Origin of the sequence: Polaribacter batillariae, from assembly GCF_017498485.1 — a bacterium.
Classification (GTDB): Bacteria; Bacteroidota; Bacteroidia; order Flavobacteriales; family Flavobacteriaceae; genus Polaribacter; species Polaribacter batillariae.
Genome location: NZ_CP071795.1, coordinates 1,526,335 through 1,551,597, shown reverse-complemented (window position 1 = coordinate 1,551,597; position 25,263 = coordinate 1,526,335). Strand labels below are relative to the sequence as shown.

Annotated in this window: 22 protein-coding genes; 17 read left to right on the top strand and 5 right to left on the bottom strand. The window is 31.1% G+C overall.

All coding sequences use genetic code 11. The features are described from left to right. Positions 1 to 44: 44 nt before the first annotated feature. From pxpA to JL193_RS06725, 8 genes are all read left to right on the top strand, one after another. Entirely contained in the window at positions 45 to 779 is a 735-nt protein-coding gene (pxpA, locus tag JL193_RS06760; protein ID WP_207973062.1) for a 5-oxoprolinase subunit PxpA, read from the top strand. After that, positions 772 to 1,503 (top strand): 5-oxoprolinase subunit PxpB, encoded by a 732-nt coding sequence (gene pxpB / locus JL193_RS06755; RefSeq protein ID WP_207973061.1) that lies wholly within the window; start codon positions 772 to 774, stop codon positions 1,501 to 1,503. Before pxpA ends, pxpB begins: the two co-directional genes overlap by 8 nt. Beyond that, positions 1,496 to 2,347, top strand: coding sequence for a 5-oxoprolinase subunit C family protein (locus JL193_RS06750; protein ID WP_207973060.1), 852 nt, complete (start codon positions 1,496 to 1,498; stop codon positions 2,345 to 2,347). Before pxpB ends, JL193_RS06750 begins: the two co-directional genes overlap by 8 nt. 105 nt (positions 2,348 to 2,452) lie before the next feature. Continuing rightward, a complete protein-coding gene (locus JL193_RS06745) occupies positions 2,453 to 2,848 on the top strand; it encodes a YtxH domain-containing protein (protein ID WP_207973059.1) in 396 nt (131 codons plus the stop codon). A gap of 3 nt (positions 2,849 to 2,851) precedes the next feature. After that, on the top strand, positions 2,852 to 3,199 hold the full coding sequence (locus JL193_RS06740) for a hypothetical protein (protein ID WP_207973058.1): 348 nt from the start codon (positions 2,852 to 2,854) through the stop codon (positions 3,197 to 3,199). Positions 3,200 to 3,212: 13 nt separating this feature from the next. Continuing rightward, complete coding sequence (locus JL193_RS06735; RefSeq protein ID WP_207973057.1) at positions 3,213 to 3,413, top strand: DUF6327 family protein; 201 nt, start codon at positions 3,213 to 3,215, stop codon at positions 3,411 to 3,413. 213 nt (positions 3,414 to 3,626) lie between these two features. Continuing rightward, positions 3,627 to 4,061: a hemerythrin domain-containing protein gene (locus JL193_RS06730; protein ID WP_207973056.1), complete on the top strand. Its 435-nt coding sequence runs from the start codon at positions 3,627 to 3,629 to the stop codon at positions 4,059 to 4,061. A 266-nt stretch (positions 4,062 to 4,327) separates the two neighbouring features. Beyond that, positions 4,328 to 4,489, top strand: coding sequence for a DUF1328 domain-containing protein (locus JL193_RS06725; protein ID WP_207973055.1), 162 nt, complete (start codon positions 4,328 to 4,330; stop codon positions 4,487 to 4,489). Positions 4,490 to 4,716: 227 nt separating this feature from the next. Here JL193_RS06725 and JL193_RS06720 read toward each other — a convergent pair whose 3' ends face one another. Then, positions 4,717 to 5,514 (bottom strand): TlpA family protein disulfide reductase, encoded by a 798-nt coding sequence (locus tag JL193_RS06720; protein WP_207973054.1) that lies wholly within the window; start codon positions 5,512 to 5,514, stop codon positions 4,717 to 4,719. A 454-nt stretch (positions 5,515 to 5,968) separates the two neighbouring features. Here JL193_RS06720 and JL193_RS06715 point away from each other — a divergent pair, with 454 nt between their 5' ends. The 6 genes from JL193_RS06715 (at position 5,969) to pdeM (ending at position 13,533) form a co-directional block, all read left to right on the top strand. Next, entirely contained in the window at positions 5,969 to 6,469 is a 501-nt protein-coding gene (locus tag JL193_RS06715) for a DUF6398 domain-containing protein (RefSeq protein ID WP_207973053.1), read from the top strand. Positions 6,470 to 6,632: 163 nt separating this feature from the next. Next, a complete protein-coding gene (locus tag JL193_RS06710) occupies positions 6,633 to 7,031 on the top strand; it encodes a VOC family protein (RefSeq protein WP_207973052.1) in 399 nt (132 codons plus the stop codon). 93 nt (positions 7,032 to 7,124) lie between these two features. After that, positions 7,125 to 8,150, top strand: coding sequence for a ligase-associated DNA damage response exonuclease (locus JL193_RS06705; protein WP_207973051.1), 1,026 nt, complete (start codon positions 7,125 to 7,127; stop codon positions 8,148 to 8,150). Beyond that, on the top strand, positions 8,147 to 9,733 hold the full coding sequence (locus tag JL193_RS06700; RefSeq protein WP_207973050.1) for an ATP-dependent DNA ligase: 1,587 nt from the start codon (positions 8,147 to 8,149) through the stop codon (positions 9,731 to 9,733). Before JL193_RS06705 ends, JL193_RS06700 begins: the two co-directional genes overlap by 4 nt. A 687-nt stretch (positions 9,734 to 10,420) precedes the next feature. Next, positions 10,421 to 12,868, top strand: a complete 2,448-nt coding sequence (locus JL193_RS06695) for a ligase-associated DNA damage response DEXH box helicase (RefSeq protein ID WP_207973049.1) — start codon at positions 10,421 to 10,423, stop codon at positions 12,866 to 12,868. Positions 12,869 to 12,870: 2 nt separating this feature from the next. After that, positions 12,871 to 13,533: a ligase-associated DNA damage response endonuclease PdeM gene (gene pdeM / locus JL193_RS06690; RefSeq protein ID WP_207973048.1), complete on the top strand. Its 663-nt coding sequence runs from the start codon at positions 12,871 to 12,873 to the stop codon at positions 13,531 to 13,533. Positions 13,534 to 13,848: 315 nt separating this feature from the next. On the opposite strand, the gene thrC is transcribed toward pdeM, so the two are convergent. From thrC to JL193_RS06670, 4 genes are all read right to left on the bottom strand, one after another. Beyond that, positions 13,849 to 15,135: a threonine synthase gene (thrC, locus tag JL193_RS06685; RefSeq protein ID WP_207973047.1), complete on the bottom strand. Its 1,287-nt coding sequence runs from the start codon at positions 15,133 to 15,135 to the stop codon at positions 13,849 to 13,851. Between the two features lie 57 nt (positions 15,136 to 15,192). Beyond that, on the bottom strand, positions 15,193 to 16,113 hold the full coding sequence (locus JL193_RS06680) for a homoserine kinase (RefSeq protein ID WP_207973046.1): 921 nt from the start codon (positions 16,111 to 16,113) through the stop codon (positions 15,193 to 15,195). Between the two features lie 93 nt (positions 16,114 to 16,206). Continuing rightward, positions 16,207 to 18,645: a bifunctional aspartate kinase/homoserine dehydrogenase I gene (gene thrA / locus JL193_RS06675; RefSeq protein ID WP_207973045.1), complete on the bottom strand. Its 2,439-nt coding sequence runs from the start codon at positions 18,643 to 18,645 to the stop codon at positions 16,207 to 16,209. A 313-nt stretch (positions 18,646 to 18,958) separates the two neighbouring features. Next, the gene (locus JL193_RS06670; protein WP_207973044.1) at positions 18,959 to 20,518 is read right to left on the bottom strand and encodes a hypothetical protein; all 1,560 of its coding nucleotides are present in this window, start codon (positions 20,516 to 20,518) and stop codon (positions 18,959 to 18,961) included. Between the two features lie 132 nt (positions 20,519 to 20,650). On the opposite strand from JL193_RS06670, the gene JL193_RS06665 reads away from it, so the two are divergent. The 3 genes from JL193_RS06665 to ilvD all read left to right on the top strand — a co-directional run bounded on the left by JL193_RS06665 (position 20,651) and on the right by ilvD (position 25,139). Next, positions 20,651 to 21,832 (top strand): 2-isopropylmalate synthase, encoded by a 1,182-nt coding sequence (locus JL193_RS06665; RefSeq protein WP_207973043.1) that lies wholly within the window; start codon positions 20,651 to 20,653, stop codon positions 21,830 to 21,832. A gap of 120 nt (positions 21,833 to 21,952) precedes the next feature. Beyond that, positions 21,953 to 23,074 (top strand): 3-isopropylmalate dehydrogenase, encoded by a 1,122-nt coding sequence (leuB, locus tag JL193_RS06660; RefSeq protein WP_207973042.1) that lies wholly within the window; start codon positions 21,953 to 21,955, stop codon positions 23,072 to 23,074. Positions 23,075 to 23,462: 388 nt separating this feature from the next. Continuing rightward, entirely contained in the window at positions 23,463 to 25,139 is a 1,677-nt protein-coding gene (gene ilvD / locus JL193_RS06655) for a dihydroxy-acid dehydratase (protein WP_207973041.1), read from the top strand. The last annotated feature ends 124 nt before the right edge of the window (positions 25,140 to 25,263 follow it).

The following is a 25,263-nucleotide window of genomic DNA, read 5'->3' as shown; positions in this document are numbered from 1 at the left end:
TTTTTAATACATAAATTAATAGAACAACTTGCTATAAATTTAAAATGAAAAATACCATCGATATTAATTGTGATGTTGGAGAAGGAATAAAAAACGAGCATTTGTTAATGCCATACATTTCTTCTTGTAATATTGCTTGCGGAGGCCATTTTGGAAATGCTGAAACGATTGATAAAACCATACAGTTAGCAGTTGAAAATAAGGTGTTTATAGGTGCGCACCCTTCTTTTCCAGACAAAGAAAACTTCGGAAGAAAGTCGATGCATATTTCTCATCAAAAACTCCAAAAAAGTATCGAAAATCAGTTAGCATTATTTACCAATAGATTGAGTTTGGTTGCTGAAAAACTACACCATATAAAACCTCATGGAGCTTTGTATAATTTAATTGCTGTCGATAAAAATTTTGCAGAAACTTTTTTAAAATCTATCGGAAAATATACAAAAGACATTTTTTTATACGTTCCATATAATTCAGTAATCGAAAAATTAGCGATTAAAAAAAATATTAAAATAAAGTACGAAGTTTTTGCAGATAGAAATTACAACAACGATTTAACTTTGGTATCGAGAAACAAAGAAAATGCTTTAATTACCGATGTTAAAGACGTTTTAAGCCATGTTTTGTTAATGTGTAAAGGAAGCGTAAAAACCATTTCAGGAGAATTAAAAACCATAAAAGCAGATACTTTTTGTATTCACGGAGATAACGAAAAAGCAGTTTCGATATTAGAATACGTATCTAAAAAACTACAAGAACACGAAATTAAAGTTGCATAAAAAAACAACATACAAGCCCTTTGGAAATGCTGCTATTTTAATAGAATGGCAAGCCATTATTAGTAAAGAAATCTTAAACGATATCATTCTTTTTAAAGAGAAAATTAAAAAAGAAAAAGCGACATTAATTACAGATTTTATAATTGGTTACAATTCTTTAACTTTAAAGTATAAAAACGAAATTGGCAATTATTGTAATGAAGTTGAAAGCTTAAAATTAATTTACAAACAAGATTTTAAACTCAACAAAGTAGAAAAAATTCTTTGGGAAATTCCAGTTTGTTACGATTTAGAATTTGGGATTGATTTGGAAGAAATTTCAGAAAAATCGAACTTATCTGTCGAAGAAATTATTAAAATTCATTCAAAAAAAACATACACAGTTTTCTTTATCGGTTTTTTACCAGGTTTTTTATATTTAGGAGGCTTAGATAAACAATTACATTTCGATAGAAAACCAAATCCAAGGTTAAAAGTACCAAAAGGAGCCCTCGCAATTGGCGGAAAACAAACAGGTGTTTATCCGCAAGAATCTGCTGGAGGTTGGCATATTGTTGGCAAAACACCCATACATTTTTTCGACATAAAAAACGAAAATCTGTGTTTCGCAAAATCGGGAGATCAAATAAAATTCAAAGCGATTTCTTTAGAAGAATTTTATCAAACTGAAAAAGAAGTTTTAAAAAATAATTATATAATCTCTAAAACTTTGTTGAATGGTTAGCGTTTTAAAACCCGGTTTTTATACTTCAATTCAAGATAAAGGTAGAGTAGGTTTTGCCTCAAATGGAGTGCCTGTTTCTGGAGTTATGGATAGTTATGCTGCAGATATTGCAAACAGTGTTTTAAATAATTCTTTAGAGGCGGCTCTTTTAGAAATTACTTTTGGGGGTTGCAAGCTCGAATTTTTATCGGCAACTGCTATTTGTATTTCTGGGGGCGATTTTTCAGCAAAAATAAATAACCAACCAATTGCATTAAATTCAAGAATAAAAATTTATAAAAACGATGTTTTAAGTTTTGGAAAAATTAATTTCGGAGCCAGATGTTATTTGGCTGTAAAAGGTGGGTTTTTAACGGAAAAAGTTTTAGGAAGTAGCAGTTTTTATCAGAACATAACAAATAATTTAACGATTAAAAAAGGAGATATATTGCCAATAACAACGTTTAAAAACGATTTAGAAACAGCAAATTCAGCCATAAAAATACCAGCTATTCATTTTAATTCAGAAGAGTTAAAATGTTACAAGGGACCAGAATTCGAGTTGTTAAATCATCAGCAACAAGAACAATTGTTAAATAACGTTTTTACAATTTCTAACGATAATAATAGAATGGGATATCGCTTAAATGAAATAATCGAAAACGATTTTCCATCAATTTTAACATCTGCAGTTTTGGTTGGAGTTGTTCAATTAACACCATCTGGAAAATTAATTGTGTTAATGAGAGATTGCCAAGTTACGGGTGGTTACCCAAGAATTCTGCAACTTACAGAAGAATCTATTAATAAATTAGCCCAAAAAACAACCCATCAAAAACTAAAATTTGTACTAAAAAGTATTTGAGTTAAGATTTAACGTTATACAGTCAAGTAAAACCCTCTTATGGGCGTATCTTTGTGGTGTATTAATCGATACATCACTAAAAGTATAATTTTAAAAAAAATAAAGATGAAAAATTTATCAGGAGTATTATTAGGAACGATAGTAGGTGCAGCAGCAGGAATTCTATTTGCACCAGACAAAGGAGAAAACACCAGAAGAAAAATTAAGAACGAAGCTTTATCTGCGAAAGATAAAATTTCTGAAACAGCATCTGAATATTCAGAAAAAATAAGTGCGACAGCATCTGATTTAAAAGAAAAAGTGAGCGCAACTTACAACTCAAAAAAAAAGTCTTTTGATGCTCAGTTAGAAGACGTAATGTCTAACGTAAGTTATAAAGCAGACGATGTAATCTCTACTTTAGAGAAAAAATTAAGTGAATTAAAAGAAAAGAACAAAAAATTACAAAAAAACGTTAGTTCTACTGCCAAAAGTGGAAGAGAAGAAATTCAATCAGTATAATTTATGAGTGTATTTAAATCTTTAAACAACTCGTCAGATAATGGTTTTAACCAAGGGAAAAAGTATGTAGATGCGAGTTATAAATACTATAAATTAAAGGCTTTTTATGCATTAACATTTTCTCTTAGTATAATTGTAAAACTCTTAATTATTGGAGGTTTCGTGGCGACAGGAATTTTATTTGCATCTATTGCTTTGGCAATTTTTTTAGGTAATTGTTTAGAAAGTATAGCCTTAGGCTATTTATCTGTAGCAGGAATTTATGTTTTGCTAGGTGTTTTAGTTTTTTTCTTTAGAAAGAATATAAACAAGATGATTATTTCTAAGATAGCAGATAAATTCTCAAACTAAAAAACGAGTAAAGATGAGAAAATACACAAATTTTGTTGAAATAGAAAAAGACTTAAAAATCTTAAGTTTAGAAAGAAAAATTGCTCTAGAAGAACTAAAAATTGTAAAAAGCGATTTCGAAGACCAACTAAAACCGCTAAGCTTAATAGGAAATTTCTTTAAATTTGCTAGTAAATACGGATTATTAGTTTTGATAAAGAAAATATTTAAATAAAATAGAAGAAATTTATTAGGTTATTTAGCGATAAGTAACCGATAAGTGGTTGGTTGATTAATAACCTCAATGTGAAAGCATTGAGGTTTTTTTTGAGATAAAATTTCAAATTTTAAAAGATATAATTTTTATGATATCGATTAACATCTAAATTAATTGAGACAAGAAAAACTTAGGCGATTATTAATTTTGAAAAACTAAAAAACAACAACTATGAATATTTATGAAGAAATAAGAAAAGACCACGATAAACAAAGAGAATTGTTAGATAAATTAGTAAAAACATCTGGCGATACTAAAGAAAGAGATCAATTGTTTAAAGAGTTAAAAGACGAACTAGAAGTGCATTCAGATGCCGAAGAACGCCATTTTTACAAACCATTAATATCTAATGATATAATGCAAGACAAAGCAAGACATGGCATTGCAGAGCACCATGAGATAGACGAGTTGATAGCGCAATTAGAAGAAACGGATTACGATTCTTCTGCTTGGTTAAAAATAGCAAAAGAACTTCAAGATAAAGTAGCACACCATTTAGAAGACGAAGAAAAATCTTATTTTCAATTATCTGGAAAAATATTTACAGAGAAAGAAAAACAAGAGCTAGCAAAAAATTATAGAGATTATATGAGTAAAAATTTGTAAATACTAGATTTTATTGATTTTTAAAAGTCAAAATCTTTCGAAACAGTATTTAAATTAAAAATTAGTATTATAAAAGATTCTGTTTTTTGGTAAAATTTAAAAAAGATGCGAAAGCGTCTTTTTTTTAGTTAAAGATAATCCAAAACAAACTTGTATGAGTTAATAATCAATTTGTTAGGGTTAAACTACAAGTCTTAAAACGGTTAAATTTGTAGTATAAAAAAATAGAAAATACTATATTATTAACCGTTAAAAACTTAAAAACTATGTTACGTTGGACAATCACATTTGTAGTAATCGCCTTAATCGCTGCAGTATTAGGATTTGGAGGAATCGCAGGAACTGCTGCTTATATTGCTAAGATTATATTCTTTATATTTATTGTATTATTTATACTTTCTTTAATTAGAGGTGGAGTAAAAAGATAATAACTATATATAATCTACGGAAAAGAAAATAAACTGTTTGATTTTTTTATTCAAGCAGTTTTTTTGCGCTTATACCATAATTTCAAACAATAACTGGTATAAAGCTAAGAATTTTTGCTAGAAAAATTTCAGAAAAAAAAGACTGCCCTTTAAGACAGTCTCTTGTATTTTACAAAACAAAAGCATAGAAGAGTTTATTTTTTAACTCAATTCTTGTTGTAGGATGCTTATTTTTTAATTAAACTTTTAATTGTGTTTTCTAAATCTCTTATTGTTGTTGAGCCTAAACCACTAGTTAAATAAGCAATTTTCGAATTTGTATCTAAGACAATATGGGTTGGATAATTCGATACGTTATATTTATCGGCAATCTTTTCGCTATCCGGAATTATGTTATATAAAAAGTCTCTTCTCTTTAAAAATTTGTCGATTTTAGTTTTCTCATTTGTAGCAAATGCTAAAAAAACGATGTCTTTATTTTTATATTTTTTTACGATTCTATTTAACTCGGGCATTTCCTCAATACAAGGTTTGCATTCCACAAACCAAAAATTAAGAACAACAATTTTACCTTTTAGGCTCTCTAAAGAGTATTCATTTCCATTAATGTCGGTAACAGAAAAATTAGAAGCATCTGTTCCAATGGCCGAAATCTCGCTATTTATTTGAGTTTCCATTTCTTTTATCATCAATTTCTCTTCTTTCGTTGCAATTCTTAAAACGGCCGCTTTAATTTCTTTATTACTGTCTATATAAAAATCAGGAACGTAGTTTCCAGAAATCATAACTTGCATCATTTCATTGCCTCTTATTCTTTTTCCTTTTACGCTGTAAACAGGAATAGTCTCTCCATCAAGCATAATTTCTTTGTCAGATAAATCCTTTTCACTGGCCTTGGTTAACCCTTTTAAAAACTCTTTTTTACTAATTTTAGTAGAGTCTTTAGTTTGCGTTTGCGCCACTAGATTTGTTAAACAAAAATTGCTAAATAGAACTGTTAAAATAATTATTAGTTTAAGTCTCATTGTTTTTTTTCTACAATGATAAAAAATGATTACTCTACACTAGACTTATTGCGAGTTAAATTAGTGTTAATGTTCGTTTTACACTTCATATTGTTGTGTGAATTATTCATTTAGCATAGAATTATTGGTATGTTTTCAAATAAATTAGAAGCTTCTTTTTTTTATTTGAGTTAATATAAAAACCAGATACAGTATGTGTAATTATTTTAAAATCAAATACTTATTAGTTGCAGTGTTATTACAATAAAAATATATTTTGATTGCAAGTAGTAAACGAAGTTTAGAGCACAGTATTAAAACGAGAATTTTAAATAAATCTCGATTACAATTGTAAAAAAAAAGTTTCATTTTTTTTGAATCCACTATTATTTCTTCTACCTTAGTTTTATAAATATAAGTACTGAAAAACAACGAGTAATCTTTTAAAATTAAAAAAAACATAAAAAAATAACTGATGACAAAAGCTCAAATTAAAGAAAGAGAAAAGCAGCTATTAGAACTTACAGGTGCTTTTTGTATTCAAAAAATCAATCAAGAATATTTAGAACTTTGCGAAAAGCTCATTAAAAAAATGGCACGCAAAAGAGAAGTTCCTTTTAAAAGAGGAAAATTAGAAATTTGGGCATCAGCTGTTATTTACGCGATTGGTTCTATTAATTTTTTATTCGATAAATCTTTTGAACCTTATGTTAGTTCTAAACAAATCTGCGAATATTTTAATACAAAGCAAACTACTGTCTCTAGCAAGGCTAGAATTATAAAAGAAATGTTTGATTTATGGCATTTTAGCCCAGAGTTTTCTACCCAAAGTATGGAAAAAACCAATCCGTTTAATAACGTAGTGTTCGTTGACGATTTGATTGTTCCACTAGACTCTTTGTCTGAAGAAATGCAACAAATGGTACTTGATGCTAGAGCTAAAGGAGATGATATATCTTTTACAACGATCAAATAAACCTGTTTTTAGCAACCACTTAATGCCTCTATAAATTAAATTAACTTACTAAAACAACCTTTTTTACGATTACAGTTCGTAAAACTATCAAATAAGCCAAAGAAACCCTTTTATCTATTTTATTTTTGTTACAAACAGAATACAAACTTAAAAAATTAGAAAAATGAAAATACAAGCTTATTTAGCATTTAACGGAAATTGCCAAGAAGCATTAAATTTCTATGGAGAATTATTTAATGCGAATGTAGAAAATAGAGAAACTTATGAAGATAAGAAAATGGATGTTCCTTCTTCTTACAGAAATAAATTGCAACATGCAGAATTAAAAGGAAAAGGCGTACATTTTATGGCCTATGATGCTGCTCCAGACACACCTATAAGTAGCGGAAATCAAATACACATGAGTATCGATTTTAATGATAAAGCCGCAGCAGAAAAGGTGTTTAATAATTTAGCTGAAAGCGGAATTAAACATCACGATTTTAGCGAAAGAGAATGGGGTTTTTTTGGAAGATGTACAGATAAATACGGAATTAATTGGATGGTAAATGCCAAAAAATAATTTGAAATTTCTAAAGAAAAATTTAATAATGGATTGCATTTGTTTGTAATCCATTATTTTTATGAAAAGATTTTTTTTAAAATTGAAGTTATATTGAAACTCTTAAAATTTACAAAAAAAGGCATTTATTGCATTCCAGGAAAGTTTTATTTAGATCCTTGGTTTCCTGTAGATTATGCAATTATTTCTCATGGTCATGCAGATCATTCTAGAGCTGGAAATAAGCATTATTTATGTCATAACGATTCCAAAGCAATTATAAAACATAGGTTAGGGCAAGATATTTCCATTGAAAGTTTGGGGTATAATGAACCGAGAATTATAAATGGAGTGCAAGTAAGTTTTTTTCCAGCTGGTCATGTAATTGGTTCTGCTCAAATTCGGTTGGAATACAAAGGTTTTGTGGTGGTTTTTTCTGGGGATTATAAAACACAACCCGATTTTATTTCAACACCTTTTGAACCCGTAAAATGTCACGAATTTATTACTGAAAGTACATTTGGTTTGCCAATTTATAAGTGGAAAGAAGAAACAGCATTGCAAACTCAGTTACAAAAATGGGTGTTACAAAATCAACAAAATAATAGAACCAGTGTTTTTTTAGGATACAGTTTAGGAAAAGCACAACGTATAATGAAGTTGATTGAAGGTGTAGATGATATTTATGTGCACACAGCAATTCACAATTTAAACAATGCTATTTCAGGTTCAGGAATAGAGCTTCCAGAAACCAATTTACTGAATTACGATTTCAAAAAAGCAGACCTTCAAAATAAAATAGTAATCATGCCTCCAGGTTTGTTGGGTTCTCGATTATTGAAGAAAATTCCAAATGCATCAACTGCAATTTGTTCTGGTTGGATGCACATTCGTGGAAACCGAAGATGGAAAGGTGCGGATGCAGGTTTTGCAGTTAGCGATCACGCAGATTGGGATGGTTTATTGGAAGCCGTAAAAGCCACTGAAGCCCAAAAAGTGTATGTAACTCATGGTTCACAAGCTGTTTTTTCTAAATATTTGAATGAAATTGGTATTGAAGCACACGAATTAAAAACCGAGTTTGGTAATGATGAATTGGCAAGTGAAGTAGCAATTAAAACTGAAAAAGCGGATTTATGAAAGACTTTTCCAACTTAATTAGCGCGATTGAAATCACCAACAAAACCAATGCAAAAATTGATGCATTGGTCAATTATTTTAGAACTGCTCCAGACAAAGATAAATTATGGCTAATCGCATTGTTTACTGGAAAAAGACCTTCAAGACCTGTAAAATCGAATTTGATGAAAAGTTGGGTAATGGAAATTACACAACTTCCTGAATGGCTTTTTTTAGAAAGTTATGCATCTGTTGGAGATTTAGGTGAAACGATTGCACTTTTATTGCCAAATCCCGAATATAAAATTGAAAAACCATTACATATTTGGATGGATGAACTCATCAACCTAAAACAAAAAACAGACGAAGAAAAAAAGGCCTATGTTTTAGAAGCTTGGAACGGATTAGAAGCTCAAGAACGGTTGATTTTTAATAAATTGATTGGCGGAAGTTTCAGAATTGGAGTTTCTAAAAAAACATTGGTAAATGCATTGGCAAAATTATCAAGAATTGATGCCAACCAACTAATGCATAGTATTATTGGAAATTGGACGCCAAATTCTATCACTTTTAATGATTTATTAAATGGCGAACATATCAATTACGATAATTCAAAACCTTATCCGTTTTGTTTGGCCTATTCTTTAGAAAAAGAATTAGAAGATTTAGGCGAAACAAATGAGTGGCAAGTAGAATATAAATGGGATGGAATTCGCGGACAAATCATCAAAAGAAAAGAAGAGGTTTTTATATGGAGTAGAGGAGAAGAATTAGTAACAGAACAATTCCCAGAATTGGTAGAAGCAGTTGCTCAATTAGAAGGCAGTTTTGTAATCGATGGAGAAATTTTGGCAATAAAAGACAGTGCTGTATTACTTTTTAACGATTTACAAAAAAGATTAAATCGTAAAAATGTAACCAAAAAATTATTAGAAGAAGTACCTGTTGGTTTGTATATTTATGATATTTTAGAAATAAATGAAGTCGATTTGCGAACTTTTTCGATGGAAGAAAGACGAATTAAATTAGAAGAATTATTCAAACAAAATACCAGTGATATTTTAAAATTATCAGAAGTTATCGATTTTAAAAATTGGAACGAATTAGATGCGTTAAGAAATGTGGCAAGAAGTTTTAATTCTGAAGGTTTAATGTTGAAGAAAAAATCGTCCATTTATCATGTTGGAAGAAAAAAAGGCGATTGGTGGAAATGGAAAGTAGATCCCTTAACGATTGATGCAGTAATGATTTATGCCCAAAAAGGAAGTGGAAGAAGAAGTTCTAAATACACAGATTATACGTTTGCAGTAAAAAATAAAGACAAATTAGTAACCGTAGCAAAAGCCTATTCAGGATTAACTGATGTAGAAATTACACAAATTTCTAAATGGGTAAATAAAAATGCCATCGAAAAATTCGGACCTGTAAGAACCGTAAAACCAGAATTGGTTTTCGAAATTGCTTTTGAAGGAATCGCATACAGTAAAAGACACAAAAGTGGAGTTGCCTTACGTTTTCCAAGAATGAAACGTTGGCGAAAAGACAAAACTGTAAAAGATATAGATACAATTGAAAGTGTAAAAGCATTAATTGATGCATGTTAAAATGTAAAGGACGATTGTCATTTCGAGCGAAACGCAGTGAAGTCGAGAAATCTTATTTTAGTGAGAAGAATCTTTACTGATTAAGCTATTTTCTATGAGATTTCTCCATAAAGTCGAAAAGACATTATAACTAAAAACTAAATTGTCATTTCGAGCGAAACACAGTGAAGTCGAGAAATCTTAATTTTAACGAGAAGAATCTTTATTGATTAAGCTGTTTTCTTTAATATTTCTCCATAAAGTCGAAAAGACATTATAACTAAAAACAAAATTGTCATTTCGAGTGAAACGCAGTGAAGTCGAGAAATCTTAATTTAACGAGAAGAATCTTCATTGATTAAGCTGTTTTCTTTAATATTTCTCCATAAAGTCGAAATGACATAGAAACCATAAATTCACTTCAGTTTTGTCACGCTGGAAGCGTCTCACGCAAACATTGTGGAGAAGATTCTTAATAGTGAAAATAACTGTTTGGAATAACAATATGATTATAAACACGCACGCGTTAGCGATTGAAGCAATTGTTTGAGCTCTTTTATGAGAGGAACGAATAAAAAGCGAGTGCGTAAAGCGCGACCCTTGTGGTAACGCCCAAATTATTAAAAATAAATTTCAGTTTTTGCTCCTTGAGAGAGAAAAAAAGGAACAAAAAATATAAAAAGACTTCGCGTCTTTGCGTTTAAAAAAATGAGCAACTTCAAACAAACACAAGGCTATAAAATCATAGAAAACTGGATGGCAGAAAAAGATCAAACGCCATTTAGTTTTCAAACCCAAACTTGGGAACGCTATCATAACAATTTCAGTGGAATGGTAGTGGCTCCAACAGGTTTTGGAAAAACGTTTTCTGTGTTTTTAGCGGTAGTTATCGATTATTTAAACAACCAAAAAAACTATAAAAAAGGGTTGAAATTAATTTGGGTAAGTCCTTTGCGCTCGTTGGCAAAAGATTTGGCAAAAGCCATGAACACTGCTGTAGATGAAATTGGTTTAGATTGGACTGTGGAGGTTCGAAATGGAGACACGCCTACCAAAGATAGAAGGCGTCAAGAACGTGCAATGCCAGACGTTATTTTAACAACTCCAGAAACGCTTCATTTATTATTTTCTCAAAAGAAAAACTCACGTTGGTTTAAAAATGTAAACTGTATTGCGGTTGATGAATGGCACGAATTACTAGGCTCAAAACGTGGTGTAATTACCGAAATTGCGATTGCGAGAATTAGAAATTTATCACCAAAAACTCGTATTTGGAGTATTTCTGCAACCATTGGAAATTTAGAAGAAGCAAAAAATGTCTTAATTCCTTATGACCTAAAAACCACGATGATTCGTGCAAAAGAAAAGAAGAAAATAGATATTGTTTCTCTGTTGCCTGATGAAGTAGAAGAGTTGTCTTGGGCAGGTCATTTAGGAAAAACGATGAGCTCTAAAATAATTCCCATTATTTATAAAAATACGACGACTTTAATTTTTACAAATACCAGAAATCAGAGTGAATTATGGTATCAAATTTTAATTGAAGAAGAACCCGATTTAATTGGACAAATTGCCATTCATCATGGTTCTATTGATAAAGTGCAACGTAATTTTATTGAAGAAGCCATTTCAAACGGATTGTTAAAAGCAGTTGTTTGTACATCTTCGTTAGATTTAGGAGTCGATTTTAAACCTGTAGATTGTGTCATTCAAATTGGTTCTGCCAAAGGAATTGCGCGTTTTATGCAACGCGCAGGCAGAAGTGGGCATTCGCCTTTTGAGCGTTCTAAAATTTACGCTGTTCCCACACATTCTTTGCAATTGATAGAAGTTGCTGCTGTAAAAGAAGCTGTAAAACAGAATGAAATCGAATCGAGAATTCCGTATGTTTTAACCTACGATGTTTTAGTTCAATTTTTAGTAACGTTGGCAGTTGGCGAAGGTTTTAAGGCAGATGAAACTTTTGAATTGGTAAAGGAAATTCACGCTTTTCATTATTTAACCAAAGAAGAATTCGATTGGTGTATTCATTTTATTACACAAGGTGGAAATACGCTAAAAGCTTATGAAGAATTTCATAAAGTAGTGTTAGATGAAGATGGATTTTACCGAGTAAAAAGTAGAAGAATAGCCATGATGCACAGAATGAATATTGGTGTAATTGTAAGTGAAGTAATGCTATTTGTAAAGTTTTTTTCTGGTGGATATATTGGAATGGTGGAAGAATATTTTATCTCAAAATTAAAAAAAGGCGATGCTTTTATTTTAGGAGGAAGGGTTTTAGAGATGAAACAAATAAAAGACATGACTGTTTTGGTAAAAAGAAGCAAAAATAAAAAAGCCATTACGCCAAGTTGGATGGGTGGTAGATTACCATTAACCTCTTACTTAACCCATTTTTTAAGATTGAAGTTAAGCGATGCTTTAATACCTAATAATAGAGAAAAAGAACTTAAATTTTTGCATCCATTATTAAAAAGACAAGAAGCCAATTCTCACATTCCAAAACACGACGAATTTTTAGTAGAACTCATAGAAACCAAAGAAGGTTTTCATTTGTTTGCCTATCCTTTTGAAGGCAGATTGGTGCACGAAATTATGGCTTCGTTAATTGCGTATAGAATTAGTCAGATTGATAAAAGAACCTTTACAATCGCTATGAACGATTATGGTTTTGAGTTGTTAAGCGACCAAGAAATTCCTTTAAACGAAGAAAATATTACTGAAATATTCTCGAAAGAAAATTTAATTCAGGATGTAACTGCAAGTATAAATGCGAGTGAAATGGCTTCTCGAAAATTTAGAGATATTGCTGTGGTTGCTGGTTTGGTGATCCAAACACAACCAGGAAATCGAAAAACGAATAAAAGTTTACAATCTTCATCAGGTTTAATTTTTAGAGTTTTAAATGACCACGAACCCAATAATTTATTACTGAAACAAGCGTATAACGAAGTTTTCGATTATGAATTAGAAAAAGTACGTTTACAAAGTGCTTTTAAACGAATTTCAGAAAGTAAAATCATTTTGAAAAGAGCACAAAATTTTACACCTTTGAGTTTTCCGTTAAAAGTAGATAGTTTGCGAGGAACCATGAGTAACGAAGATTTAAGCAAACGTATAGAACGCATTCAAAAACAAGCTTTAAAAGCCTAAATATGATAAAACCTTTGGTAATAATTTCTAAAAAAATACTTTGTAAAGATGAGGTTTTAGAAGTTACAAATCAACGAGTTTTATATTGGGAATCTCAAAAAAGTTTAATTTTAAGTGATTTGCATATTGGAAAATCGGCACATTTTCAAAAAAGTGGCATTCCAATTCCTAAAAACGTTTTAACAACAGATTTAGAGCGTTTAAAACAGCTAATTAACCATTTTAAAGCTGAAAATTTAATAATTGTGGGCGATTTATTTCACGCAGAATACAATGCTGATTTAGATGAGTTCAAAGAGTGGTTGTTGCAATTCGAAAACTTACAATTACAATTGATAAAAGGAAATCATGATAGATTAAGCAACAAAATTTACGAGCAATTTAATATTGAAGTTTTTAAAACTGAATTGAATATAAACACTTTAAAATTTGTGCATGATTCAGTTGAAGAAAGAAGCGATTTTTTCACCATTTCAGGACACATTCATCCTGGAGTTTTTATCAAAGGAAAAGGAAAACAACGAATTAAATTACCTTGTTTTCAAGTAACAGAAAATCAACTAATTTTACCTGCTTTTAGTTTGTTTACAGGTTTAAACACAAGACAAAGTTTAAGAAAATGTAAAAATTATTGTTTTACAAATGATGGGATTTTTGAGTTGTAGAGACAAAGACCTCACAGGTTTTTAAAACCTGTGAGGTCTGATAAATTATTTTAATTAAGAATGTCATTTCGACTTTATGGAGAAATGTAATAGAAATACATAAGGTTTCTCAACTTCACTGTTTTGCTTCGCAAGCTACTTTCAATCAAAATTCATTTTGATTTCAGTAATGTTCGAAATGACAAGGGTTAGTGCGTTCCATTAGAAATAACCGTTTAATTTTTAGTTCCAATGTCATTTCGACTTTATGGAGAAATCTAATAGAAATACATAAGATTTCTCAACTTCACTGCGTTTCGTTCGAAATGACAAGAATTAATTCCCCATCAAAAAAGCTTTCAAATCTTCATAAGAACTTGCTTTTATGGCTGCTTTTTTATTATTGATTACTTTCTGAATCTGTTCTGGAATTTCGACTTTTATAGGCAAAGTTTCTTCTACAACATCTAAAAACTTAACAGGATGTGCCGTTTCTAAAAACACCCCAAATTCGTTTTCATTTAAACCATATTTTTCCAACCCTAAATAGCCAACTGCTCCATGAGGATCTGCCACATAACCAGAGTCTTTGTAAATCGTTTTCATCTTTTCGCGAGTTGCATCATCAGAAAAACTGTATGAAGAAAAATGGGTTTTTATTGTTTCAAAGTCATTATTATATAATTCTTGAATTCTAATAAAATTACTTGGGTTTCCAACATCCATGGCATTAGAAATGGTTGCTTTTGATGGTTTTGGAATGTATTTTCCGTCTTTTAAATAATTAGGAACTGTGTCGTTTACATTGGTAGAAGCCACAAAATGTTTGATTGGTAAACCTAATTTTTGTGCCATAATTCCTGCACAAATATTTCCAAAATTTCCACTTGGAACAGAAAAAACCAATTCTTTATTCAGTTTTTTCAATTCTTTATAAGTAAAGAAAAAGTAAAACATTTGTGGCAACCAACGTGCCACATTTATTGAATTTGCAGAGGTTAAAGTCTTCGTAATTTCTTCATCTAAAAAAGCAGTTTTTACCATTTCTTGGCAATCGTCAAAAACACCATCGACTTCTAAAGCTGTAATATTTTGTCCTAAAGTGGTTAGTTGTTTTTCTTGAATATCACTTACTTTTCCTGAAGGATATAAAATAACCACATTTACGCCTTTTGCACCTAAAAACCCATTGGCAACTGCGCCTCCAGTATCTCCAGAAGTGGCAACTAAAACAGTGACTTCATCTTCGTTTCCTTGATTGAAATATTCCAAACACTTCGCCATAAATTTGGCGCCAACATCTTTAAAAGCCATTGTTGGGCCGTGAAATAATTCTAAAGAAGCAATTTTATCTGTAATTTTTACCACAGGAAAATCGAAAGAAACCGTTTCTGCCACAATTTCTTTTAATTTTTCCGCCGGAATTTCATCACCCACAAATTGTTGAATCACTTCAAAAGCAATTTCTTGATTGGAATAATCTTCTATATTTTCAATAAAATCTTTTGAAAGTGGCGTAATTGTTTCAGGAAAATAAATTCCTCTGTCTTTTGCCAAACCTTCTACAACTGCGTTTTTAAAGTTTGTATTTGGCGATTTTCTATGTAAACTGTAGTAGTTCATTTTATTCGTTTTTTAGACCTCACAGGTTTTTAAAACCTGTGAGGTCTTTATCTAATTTTATAATATTTTTATTCCTGCTGGATTCACTTTTGAAGTAAAGATTTCAAAATCGATTCCAGTATTTTTATACGTTTTATGAATAGCATTGTGTACTTCTTCTGCAATTATATCACCTTCGCATAAAGCATAAACTGTTGGGCCAGAACCAGAAATTCCTGCACCTAAAGCACCAGCTTTTATGGCGCTTTCTTTCACTCCATCAAAAAACGGAATTAAAGATTTTCTGGCAGGTTCTGCCACCAAATCTACCAAAGAATTGCTAATTAATTCGTAATTGCTTGTGTACAATCCACTTACCAATCCACCAACATTTGCCCATTGTGTAATGGCATTTTTTAACGGAATTTCTCTCGGCAAAACTTCTCTAGCATCTTTTGTTTTTACTTCAATTTGAGGATGAATTGCCACTACTCTCAACTTTTCTGGAACTGGAAGTTTTATAATATCCAAAGGTTCGTAACTTCTAACCAATACAAAACCTCCATAAATTGCGGCTGCAACATTGTCGGCAATTGGAGTTCCGCAAGCAACTTCTTCGCCAAACATCGCAAATTTAGTGAGTTCTAAATCAGAATATTTGTTTTCTAAAAACTGATTTACCCCAAAAGCAGCACCAGCAGCACTTGCAGCAGAACTACCCAAACCACTTCCAGGAGAAAATCCTTTGTGGATGGTAAGTTCAATTCCGAAATCGGCATTAGCTTCTAATAATATCTTTTTCACGACTGCACTTGCTGCATTTTTATCAACATCATAGGTTAAATTTGCACCCGTAATCTTGGTTATTTTTACACCTTTTTCTGCGGTTTTTGTAAACGTCATTTCATCGCCAATGGCATCTACAGCAAAACCCATAGAATCGAATCCGCAGGAAACATTGGCAACAGTTGCAGGAGAAAATATTTTTAAAGTTTTCATTTTTTTTAAGTCTTCAGTCAGCAGTTCTCAGTCTTCAGTTTACAGTCAGTTTTTTTACTGAATACTGCCTACTGAAGACTGCAAACTGCCAACTTATTTAGTAGTTCTAATTATATCAGCAAAAATACCAGAAGCAGTAACATCTGCACCAGCACCAGCACCTTTTATAATTAAAGGATTTTCTGGATATCTATCTGTAAAAAATAATACAATATTATCACTTCCTTCTAAATTATAAAAAGGATGCTCTGCTGGAATGTGTTGCAAACCAACATTTGCTTTTCCGTCTATAAATTCTGCGACATATTTTAAACGACAATTTTTGTCATTTGCTTCCTTAAAAATTTGTTGAAAATGTGCTTCGTTCTTTGTTAAAGAAGCGTAGAAATCATCATTATTTTTGGTTTTTAAACTTTCTTCAGGAAGAAAAGCATTTTTAGAAATATCGCTTAATTCTAAATCGTAACCACTTTCTCTAGCAAGAATTAAAATTTTTCTGGCAACATCCACACCACTTAAATCGATCTTTGGATCTGGTTCTGTATAACCTTCTTTTTGTGCTTGCGCTACAACATCATGAAACGTTGTATTTTTATTAAAATTATTAAACACAAAGTTTAAACTTCCGGATAAAACAGCCTGGATTTTATGAACTCTATCACCAGAATTAATTAAGTTTTTTAAGGTATCTATAATTGGTAAACCTGCACCTACATTGGTTTCAAACAAAAATGGCGCATTGTATTTTCTTGAAATTGCTTTTAATGTTTTGTAATTTTCTAACAAAGAAGCACAAGCAATTTTATTGCAGGTTACGACACCAATACTTTGTCTTAAATAATTCTCGTAAACTTCGGAAACGGCTTGGTTTGCAGTGTTATCTACAAAAACACTATTTCTTAAATTACATTGTTTTGTCTTGTTGAAGAATCTCTCTAAACTTGTTGATTCTCCGTTTTCTAAAAGCGCTTTCCAGTTTTTTAAATCGATTCCTTTTTCGTTAAAAATCATTTTTCTGGAGTTAGACAAACCAATGACACGAACGTTTAGTTTTAAATGCTTTTTTAAGTGTTTTTTTTGCTGTTCTAATTGTGCTAAAAAGCGTTCGCCAACATTACCAACTCCAGTTACAAAAAGATTGATTTGCTTAATTTTTTCTTCAAAAAATTGTTCGTGTAAGGTGTTTAAGGCCTTTTTTGCATCATTTTTATTAATTACTGCAGAAATATTTTTCTCAGTAGAACCTTGTGCAATGGCTCTAATATTCACATTATTTTTTCCTAAAGAACTAAACATTTGTCCGCTTAAACCTTGATGATTTTTCATATTATCGCCCACCAAAGCAATAATGCATAAATCTTGTTCTAATTTTACAGGATTTACTTTTTGTTTCTCGATTTCAAACTCGAAAGTTTCGTCGATTACTGCTTTTGCTTTTTGTGCATCTTCATCAGCAATACCAATACAAATCGATAATTCTGACGAAGCTTGAGTAATTAAAATAATATTGATATTATGAAAAGAAATCGCTTCAAATAAACGTTTAGAAAAGCCTGGAATGCCAACCATGCCACTGCCTTCTAAGGTAATTAAAGTTATGTTTTCTATATGACTAATTCCTTTTACAGGCTTTTTGTTACTAGTTTCTTTGGCGATTAAAGTACCTTCTTCTTCTGGTTTAAATGTATTTTTAATTCTAATAGAAATTTCTTTTTTCAACACTGGCTGAATCGTTGGCGGATAAATAACTTTCGCGCCAAAATGAGACAATTCCATGGCTTCGTGATACGAAATATGTGGAATAGGAAACGCTTGTTTTACCACACTTGGATTGGCAGTAAACATTCCAGAAACGTCTGTCCAAATTTGTAACTCATCTGCATTTACAGCGGCAGCAATAATTGCAGCAGTATAATCTGAGCCTCCACGTCCTAAAGTAGTGGTTTTTCCTTCGCTTGTTTTGGCGACAAAACCGGGTAAAAGTGTTACTTTTTTTTGATTTCCACTAAAATAAGCAGTAATATTTTTATTTGTTTCGGCAAAATTAACGGTTGCATTTAGGTAATTATTAGATGCGATAATAATTTCTCTACTGTCTTTATATCCAGTTTCAAAAGAAATGTTCGCCGCTTTTGCGATAATGTAAGAAGATAATAACTCGCCAAAACTAGAAATGGTTGCCAATGTTTTGGGCGTTAATTCTTCCAATAAGTAACAACCTTCGTAAATGGTTGCTAATTGGTGGAAAAGTTCTTTTGCGTGATTTAGAATTTCAGGTTGATTTTCTAAAGAAATCAAGTCTTTAATTACATTAAAATGATGTGCTTCTAACTTTTCTAAAACCGTTTTATAGGCTTCATTTTTTGTAGCTGCTAAATGTGCACCTTCAATTAGTGCATTGGTTGTTTTTCCGAATGCAGAAACCACAACAGCAATTTTACTTGTTTTTGAAGTTTTTTCAACAATGGCTAAAACCTTTTTTATGTTTTCTGAATTTGCGACAGACGAACCGCCGAATTTTAATACTTTCATCTTTTTTAAGAATAAATATTCTGTGAAATTAATTTTTATTGAAAATTGTTTCAAAATTATTCGAAACAATATAAATGACCTGAGTTGATATGAAATATAGTAAACCCCTAAAGGGTAATTGTTGTAGTTGTGCCAATAATAGTGCCTGCTAAAGAAATAGCATTGGTTAAATTTGTATGTATTATTGGATGATTCACAAGGCAAAAATATTAGAAATATTTAATTCACAAACACGAAGTTGTGTTTATTTTGTGTTTTTATTGAATTTATATCATATTGATAAAAACAAGTGGTGAAAATTTAAAATTTGATATTATTTGGAAAGCTGGCGTGATTTTTCTTTAATGACTTGAGCAATCGGTTTGTTTTCAATCTTGCTTTCTAACCAAGACAAAATATCTAAATATAAAAAAGCCCTTTTTTCGTAAGGATGATTTTCGAACTTCTTTAATTTTGTATGAATTTTTTTAAATTCATTTTTTATTTCGTGCGGAAACACATCACTTAAATCTCTAATAGAAGTTAAGAAAACCTTTTGTACTTCTTGTAAATTCTCCATTTTTAGTAAGAATTTATAGGTGTCTATAAATTGTCTTTCTAAGTCGTAGTCCAAGCCACATTCGTAATGTGCAATTAAATTTAAAACACGGGCAAAACATTGCAAATCTTCTGCAGAACCAATTTTATTGCGAATAATTTTTTGCAAATAGGCGATGCACAATTCGTTTTTACCCATTCCAAAATACAGGCAAGCAATTTTATAATAGAACATTACCACGTAATGGTTGTCTAACCTATGGTTGTAACTTTCAATTTTTTTGTTGATTATTGTAACCAAATATTCACCTTCTTTAAAAGTGCCTTCCAAGAAATGTAAATGCAGTTTATTGGCATATAAGTATTGAAAAATTAAAAGCTCGGTATTGGTGTTTAAAGGAATTTTTTTAGCTTCAATTTCTTCCTCAAAAACGGTCAATTCTTGTTTAAAGGTAGATGCTTTTTTTACAAAAAAAGAAGCTTCCAACAAGTAATTAATTCCTTTTAAATAAAAAACAGGATGTAAAATAATTAATTTTTTATTTTCCTTAAATAAATCTACCCATTTATTAGCGTATTTATAACTCTGTAAGAAATCTTGCACCAAAAAACTGTGCCATAAATGTGCCTTATACAACCATAAACGCTCTCTAAAACCTAGTTTTTCGTACTTGTATTTTGGCAAACGATCTTCGAAATAATTATTTACAAATTGCAATTCTTCTTCGTTTTTTACATAGCCATTTTGTAGTAAATGACTGTACAATTGAAGTGATAAGTTAGACAATTTACTAGCAATTACGTTTTGCTGGCTTAGCTCTTTTGCTTGTACAGAAAGCTGGTCTGCTCTATTACTTAAACTTCGAGTAATGTATTGCGTTTCGATTACTTTTTCGAGTTCTACAATTTCGTAAGCAATATTTTTTTCTTCGTATTCGATGGCTAAATTTTTTGCTTTGTCAAGCAATTTTAAACTCTGTTTATACAATCCTTTTTGATATAGAACTGTTGCAAAATCTAGTTGTTCTCTAATTTGAATTCGAATATTTTTATGAGCAGGGTTTAGTCGTAAGCTAATTAAAATCTGTTTATACAAATGTGCTTTTAAATTCGATAATTGTTGTTTAGAAACAATGCCACTTCCAATAATTACTTTTTCGTCATAAACTTTTAGTTTCTCTAAAAATTTAAAAAGAGAGAAAAATTTTGCATCTACATTACCATCCAATCTTCCAACATAGAGGTTAAATTGCCTTTTTTCGGACTTGGTTAACGATTTAATTAACACGAAAAGAGCATCATTTTGATGATTGGCTAATGTAGTATTTTTACTCATAATTAATTAAAAATCAATAAATTATATGTTTTTAAAATCTTTTAGAAATCGTACTAGCTAGTAAATTTATAATTTATTTGCAAATGCAAGATATATATTTGATTTATAATAAAGATAATCTTTTCAGAAATTATGCAAGACAATCAAGTACAAATTTTCGACACAACACTAAGAGATGGTGAGCAGGTTCCTGGCTGTAAGTTAGATACAAAACAGAAATTAGTGATTGCAGAGCGATTAGATTTGTTGGGCGTAAATGTAATTGAAGCTGGTTTTCCAGTATCAAGTCCAGGAGATTTCGCGTCTGTTTCTGAAATTGCAAAAATTGTAAAAAATGCTACAGTTTGTGGTTTAACTAGAGCTGTAGAAAACGATATTAAAGTTGCAGTAGAAGCATTAAAATTTGCAAAATATCCAAGAATTCATACAGGAATTGGAACGAGTGATTCTCATATAAAATTTAAATTTAACTCTACAAGAGAAAAAGTAATAGAACGTGCCGTAAAAGCAGTTTCTTACGCAAAATCTTTTGTGGAAGATATCGAATTTTATGCCGAAGATGCTGGTAGAACAGACAACGCATTTTTAGCTAAAGTTTGCGAAGAAGTAATTAAAGCTGGGGCAACTGTTTTAAATATTCCAGATACAACTGGGTATTGTTTGCCAGAAGAGTATGGTGCAAAAATGAAATATTTACGTGAAAACGTAAAAGGAATCGAAAATGTAATTCTTTCTTGTCACTGTCATAACGACTTAGGAATGGCAACTGCCAACTCAATTGCCGGAGTTATTAATGGTGCGCGTCAAATAGAATGTACCATTAATGGAATTGGAGAAAGAGCAGGCAATACAGCTTTAGAAGAAGTGGTTATGGTGTTAAAACAACACCCTTATTTAAACTTAGAAACTTCTATCAATACAAAGTTATTGTACGATACTTCTATTATGGTGAGAGAAAGTATGGGAATGCCTGTACAACCAAACAAAGCAATTGTAGGTGCAAATGCATTTGCGCATAGTTCTGGAATTCATCAAGATGGAGTAATAAAAAACAGAGAAACCTACGAGATTATGAATCCAGAAGATGTTGGTGTTACAGAAAGTGCTATTGTTTTAACAGCCAGAAGTGGTAGAGCAGCATTGGCTTATAGAGCGAAGAAAATAGGGTACGAATTAACTAAAATTCAGTTAGATAAAGCCTATACTTCGTTTTTAGAAACGGCAGACAAACAGAAAGAAGTAAAAGATGAAGATATTCATCAAATAATGAAAAAAGTAAATAAAACCTCTAAAATAGCAGTTGCTTCATCTTAGAGAAATTTAAAAATAAACTTTGTCTTCATAGGTAGTTGTGAAATTTTTTAGTCAACCAGCTTATTCGTAAATTAGCAGCTACCTTTGATTTTTAAGATAAAATCTGCAAAAAAATAGTAAATGAAATACACAATAGCAGTAATTCCAGGAGATGGTATTGGGCCAGAAGTAACCAATCAAGCAAAAAAAGCATTAGATGCAGTTGCAGAAGTGTACGACCATATTTTTTTATACGAAGAAGCTCAAATGGGTTCTTGTGCAATCGAGGCAACAGGAAATCCTTTGCCAGAAAAAACAATTGAAATTTGTAAAAAAGCAGATGCCATTTTATTTGGTGCTATTGGCGATCCAAAGTACGACAACGATCCATCGTTAAGAATAAGACCAGAACAAGGTTTGCTAAAATTAAGAAAAGAATTGGATCTTTTTTGCAATGTAAACCCTGTAAAAGCCTACGACCAACTTATTAAAAACTCTCCATTAAAAAGAGAGATTATAAAAGGTACAGATATTGTAATTTTTAGAGAATTAACATCAGGCATTTATTTTGGCAAAAAAGAAGTAAGCAAAGATGGTAAAAATGCATTCGATGTTTGCTCTTATTGCGAAGACGAAATTTCGAGAATTGCACATTTGGCATTTAAAGCAGCACAAGGCAGAAAGAAAAAAGTAACTCTAATAGATAAATCTAATGTATTAGAAACTTCGAAACTGTGGCGAAAAACAGTTACAGAAATTGCAAAACAATACAAAAATGTAGCATTAGAGCATATGTATGCAGATAATGCTGCGATGAAGTTAATTTTAAAACCCAAAAGCTTCGACGTTGTTTTAACAGACAACCTATTTGGAGATATATTTTCAGACGAAGTTAGCGTAATTAGTGGTTCAATAGGTTTATTATCGTCTTCTTCCATAGGAAATAACAACGCATTATTTGCGCCAGTTCACGGAACATTTTCAGAAGCAAAAGGCAAAGATATCGCAAATCCATTAGCATCAATTTTATCTGCAGCCATGCTATTAGAGCACTTAGGTTTGTTAGAAGAAGCAGATGCTATTGAAAGAGCAGTAGAAAAATCTTTAGACTTAAACATCACTACAGAAGACATTAAAGGAAAAAATAAATACGCAGCATCGACGTCTAAAGTAGGCGATTTTATTGCAGATTATATCTTAAATCAAGAAGATAGCAATCTAAATTTTATAAATATTCACGCTGGGCAAAGTACCATTATTTAACAAAGGGTTTTACAAGGGGTTTTAACTCCTTGCAAAAAAAAGTAAATATTTATTTGCATAATAAAATAAAAAATTAAAATATTTGTTGCTCAAATGAAAAACCAATTATCAAATATTATTTCTATTATTATTGTCATCGTAATTATTACGACATGATAAGGAAGTAGTATTTATATATTTTATAAAGCAAACCTTCCTATAAACGGAAGGTTTTTTTATGGAAATATTTATCTGTTTTTGAACGTCATAATAAGAAGTAGTTAAATAATTAAAAATCAAAAAGTTAAGCATGCTTTCGAATACCTGAATTTAAAGATTTTTAATAAAGATTATGCAACAAAAACGTAAAAACACAGTAATTTAGTCAACAAATCGAACAAAACAATAAATGGAATTAAATAAACACAGCAAAAGATTAACACAAGACGAATCTCAACCAGCATCTCAAGCAATGCTATACGCAGTTGGTTTGAGTGACGAAGATATGAGCAAAGCACAAGTGGGTATTGCAAGTACAGGTTATGATGGAAACCCATGTAACATGCACTTAAACAATTTAGCAGCAGAAGTAAAAGTGGAATCTAAAATTGCAGGTTTAGTAGGTTTAGTTTTTAATACAATTGGTGTTTCAGATGGAATTTCAATGGGAACCTCAGGTATGAATTATTCCTTAGCTTCCAGAGATATTATTGCAGATTCCATAGAAACCGTAATGAATGCGCAAAGTTACGATGCATTGGTTTCTGTAGTAGGTTGCGATAAAAATATGCCAGGAGCCGTTATTGCGATGTTGCGTTTAAATCGACCATCAATTATGATGTATGGAGGTACCATCGCATCAGGAAATTACAAAGGAAGAAAATTAAATATTGTTTCTGCATTCGAAGCTTTAGGGCAAAAAGTTGCTGGAGAAATAGACGAAGCAGAATACAAAGAAATTATTAAAAGAGCCATTCCAGGAGCAGGCGCTTGTGGCGGAATGTACACAGCCAACACAATGGCATCTGCAATCGAATGCATGGGTTTTGCATTGCCTTACAACTCATCTATTCCTGCAGAAAACCCGAATAAATTGTCTGAAGCAGAAAGAACCGCTTTAGCCATTAAAAATTTATTAGAATTAGATTTAAAACCTTTAGATATTATTTCTAAAAAATCGTTAGAAAATGCAGTTGCATTGGTAAACGCTTTAGGAGGTTCTACAAATGCAGTATTACACTTTTTAGCAATTGCACACGCTGCAGATATCGAATTTACTCTAGAAGATTTTCAAAGAGTTTCAGATAGAACTCCGTTAATTGCAGACTTAAAACCATCTGGAAAATACTTAATGGAAGATGTACATGGAGTTGGAGGAACACCCGCAATTATGAAATATTTATTAGACAATGGCTATTTACATGGAGATTGTTTAACTGTAACAGGAAAAACTTTAGCAGAGAATCTTGCAGATGTAAAAGCTATAGAATTTGAAGCCCAAGATGTTATTTATCCAAAAGATAAAGCGTTAAAGTCATCAGGAAATATTCAAATTATTTACGGAAACTTAGCTCCTGAAGGAGCAGTTGCAAAAATTTCTGGAAACGAAGGTTTATTGTTCGAAGGAAAAGCAGTGGTGTATGATGGTGAACAAGCAGCAAATACAGGAATTTCTAATGGAGAGGTAGAAAAAGGAGATGTAGTCGTTATTAGATATGTGGGACCAAAAGGAGGACCAGGAATGCCAGAAATGTTAAAACCAACATCATTAATTATGGGAGCAGGTTTAGGAAAATCTGTCGCATTAATTACAGATGGTCGTTTTTCTGGAGGAACTCATGGCTTTGTAGTTGGTCATATTACACCAGAAGCACAATCTGGAGGTGCAATAGGTTTAATAAAAACAGGGGATAAGATAAGAATTAGTGCAGAAGACAACTCTATAAATGTTTTAATTTCTGATGAAGAATTAGCAGAAAGAAAAGCAAAATGGGTAGCACCAGCATTAAAACACAAAAAAGGAATTTTATATAAATACGCAAAATCAGTAGCATCTGCATCAAAAGGTTGTGTCACAGATTTGTAAAACACCTAGAAAGGCTTTAAAAACATCCCGCAAGGTTTCAAAAACCTTGTAGGTATATAAATTAAGAAAGAAAAGAAGTAAGACTAAAAAAGACAAGAATTATAAAACTTTATTCTTTTCTTTT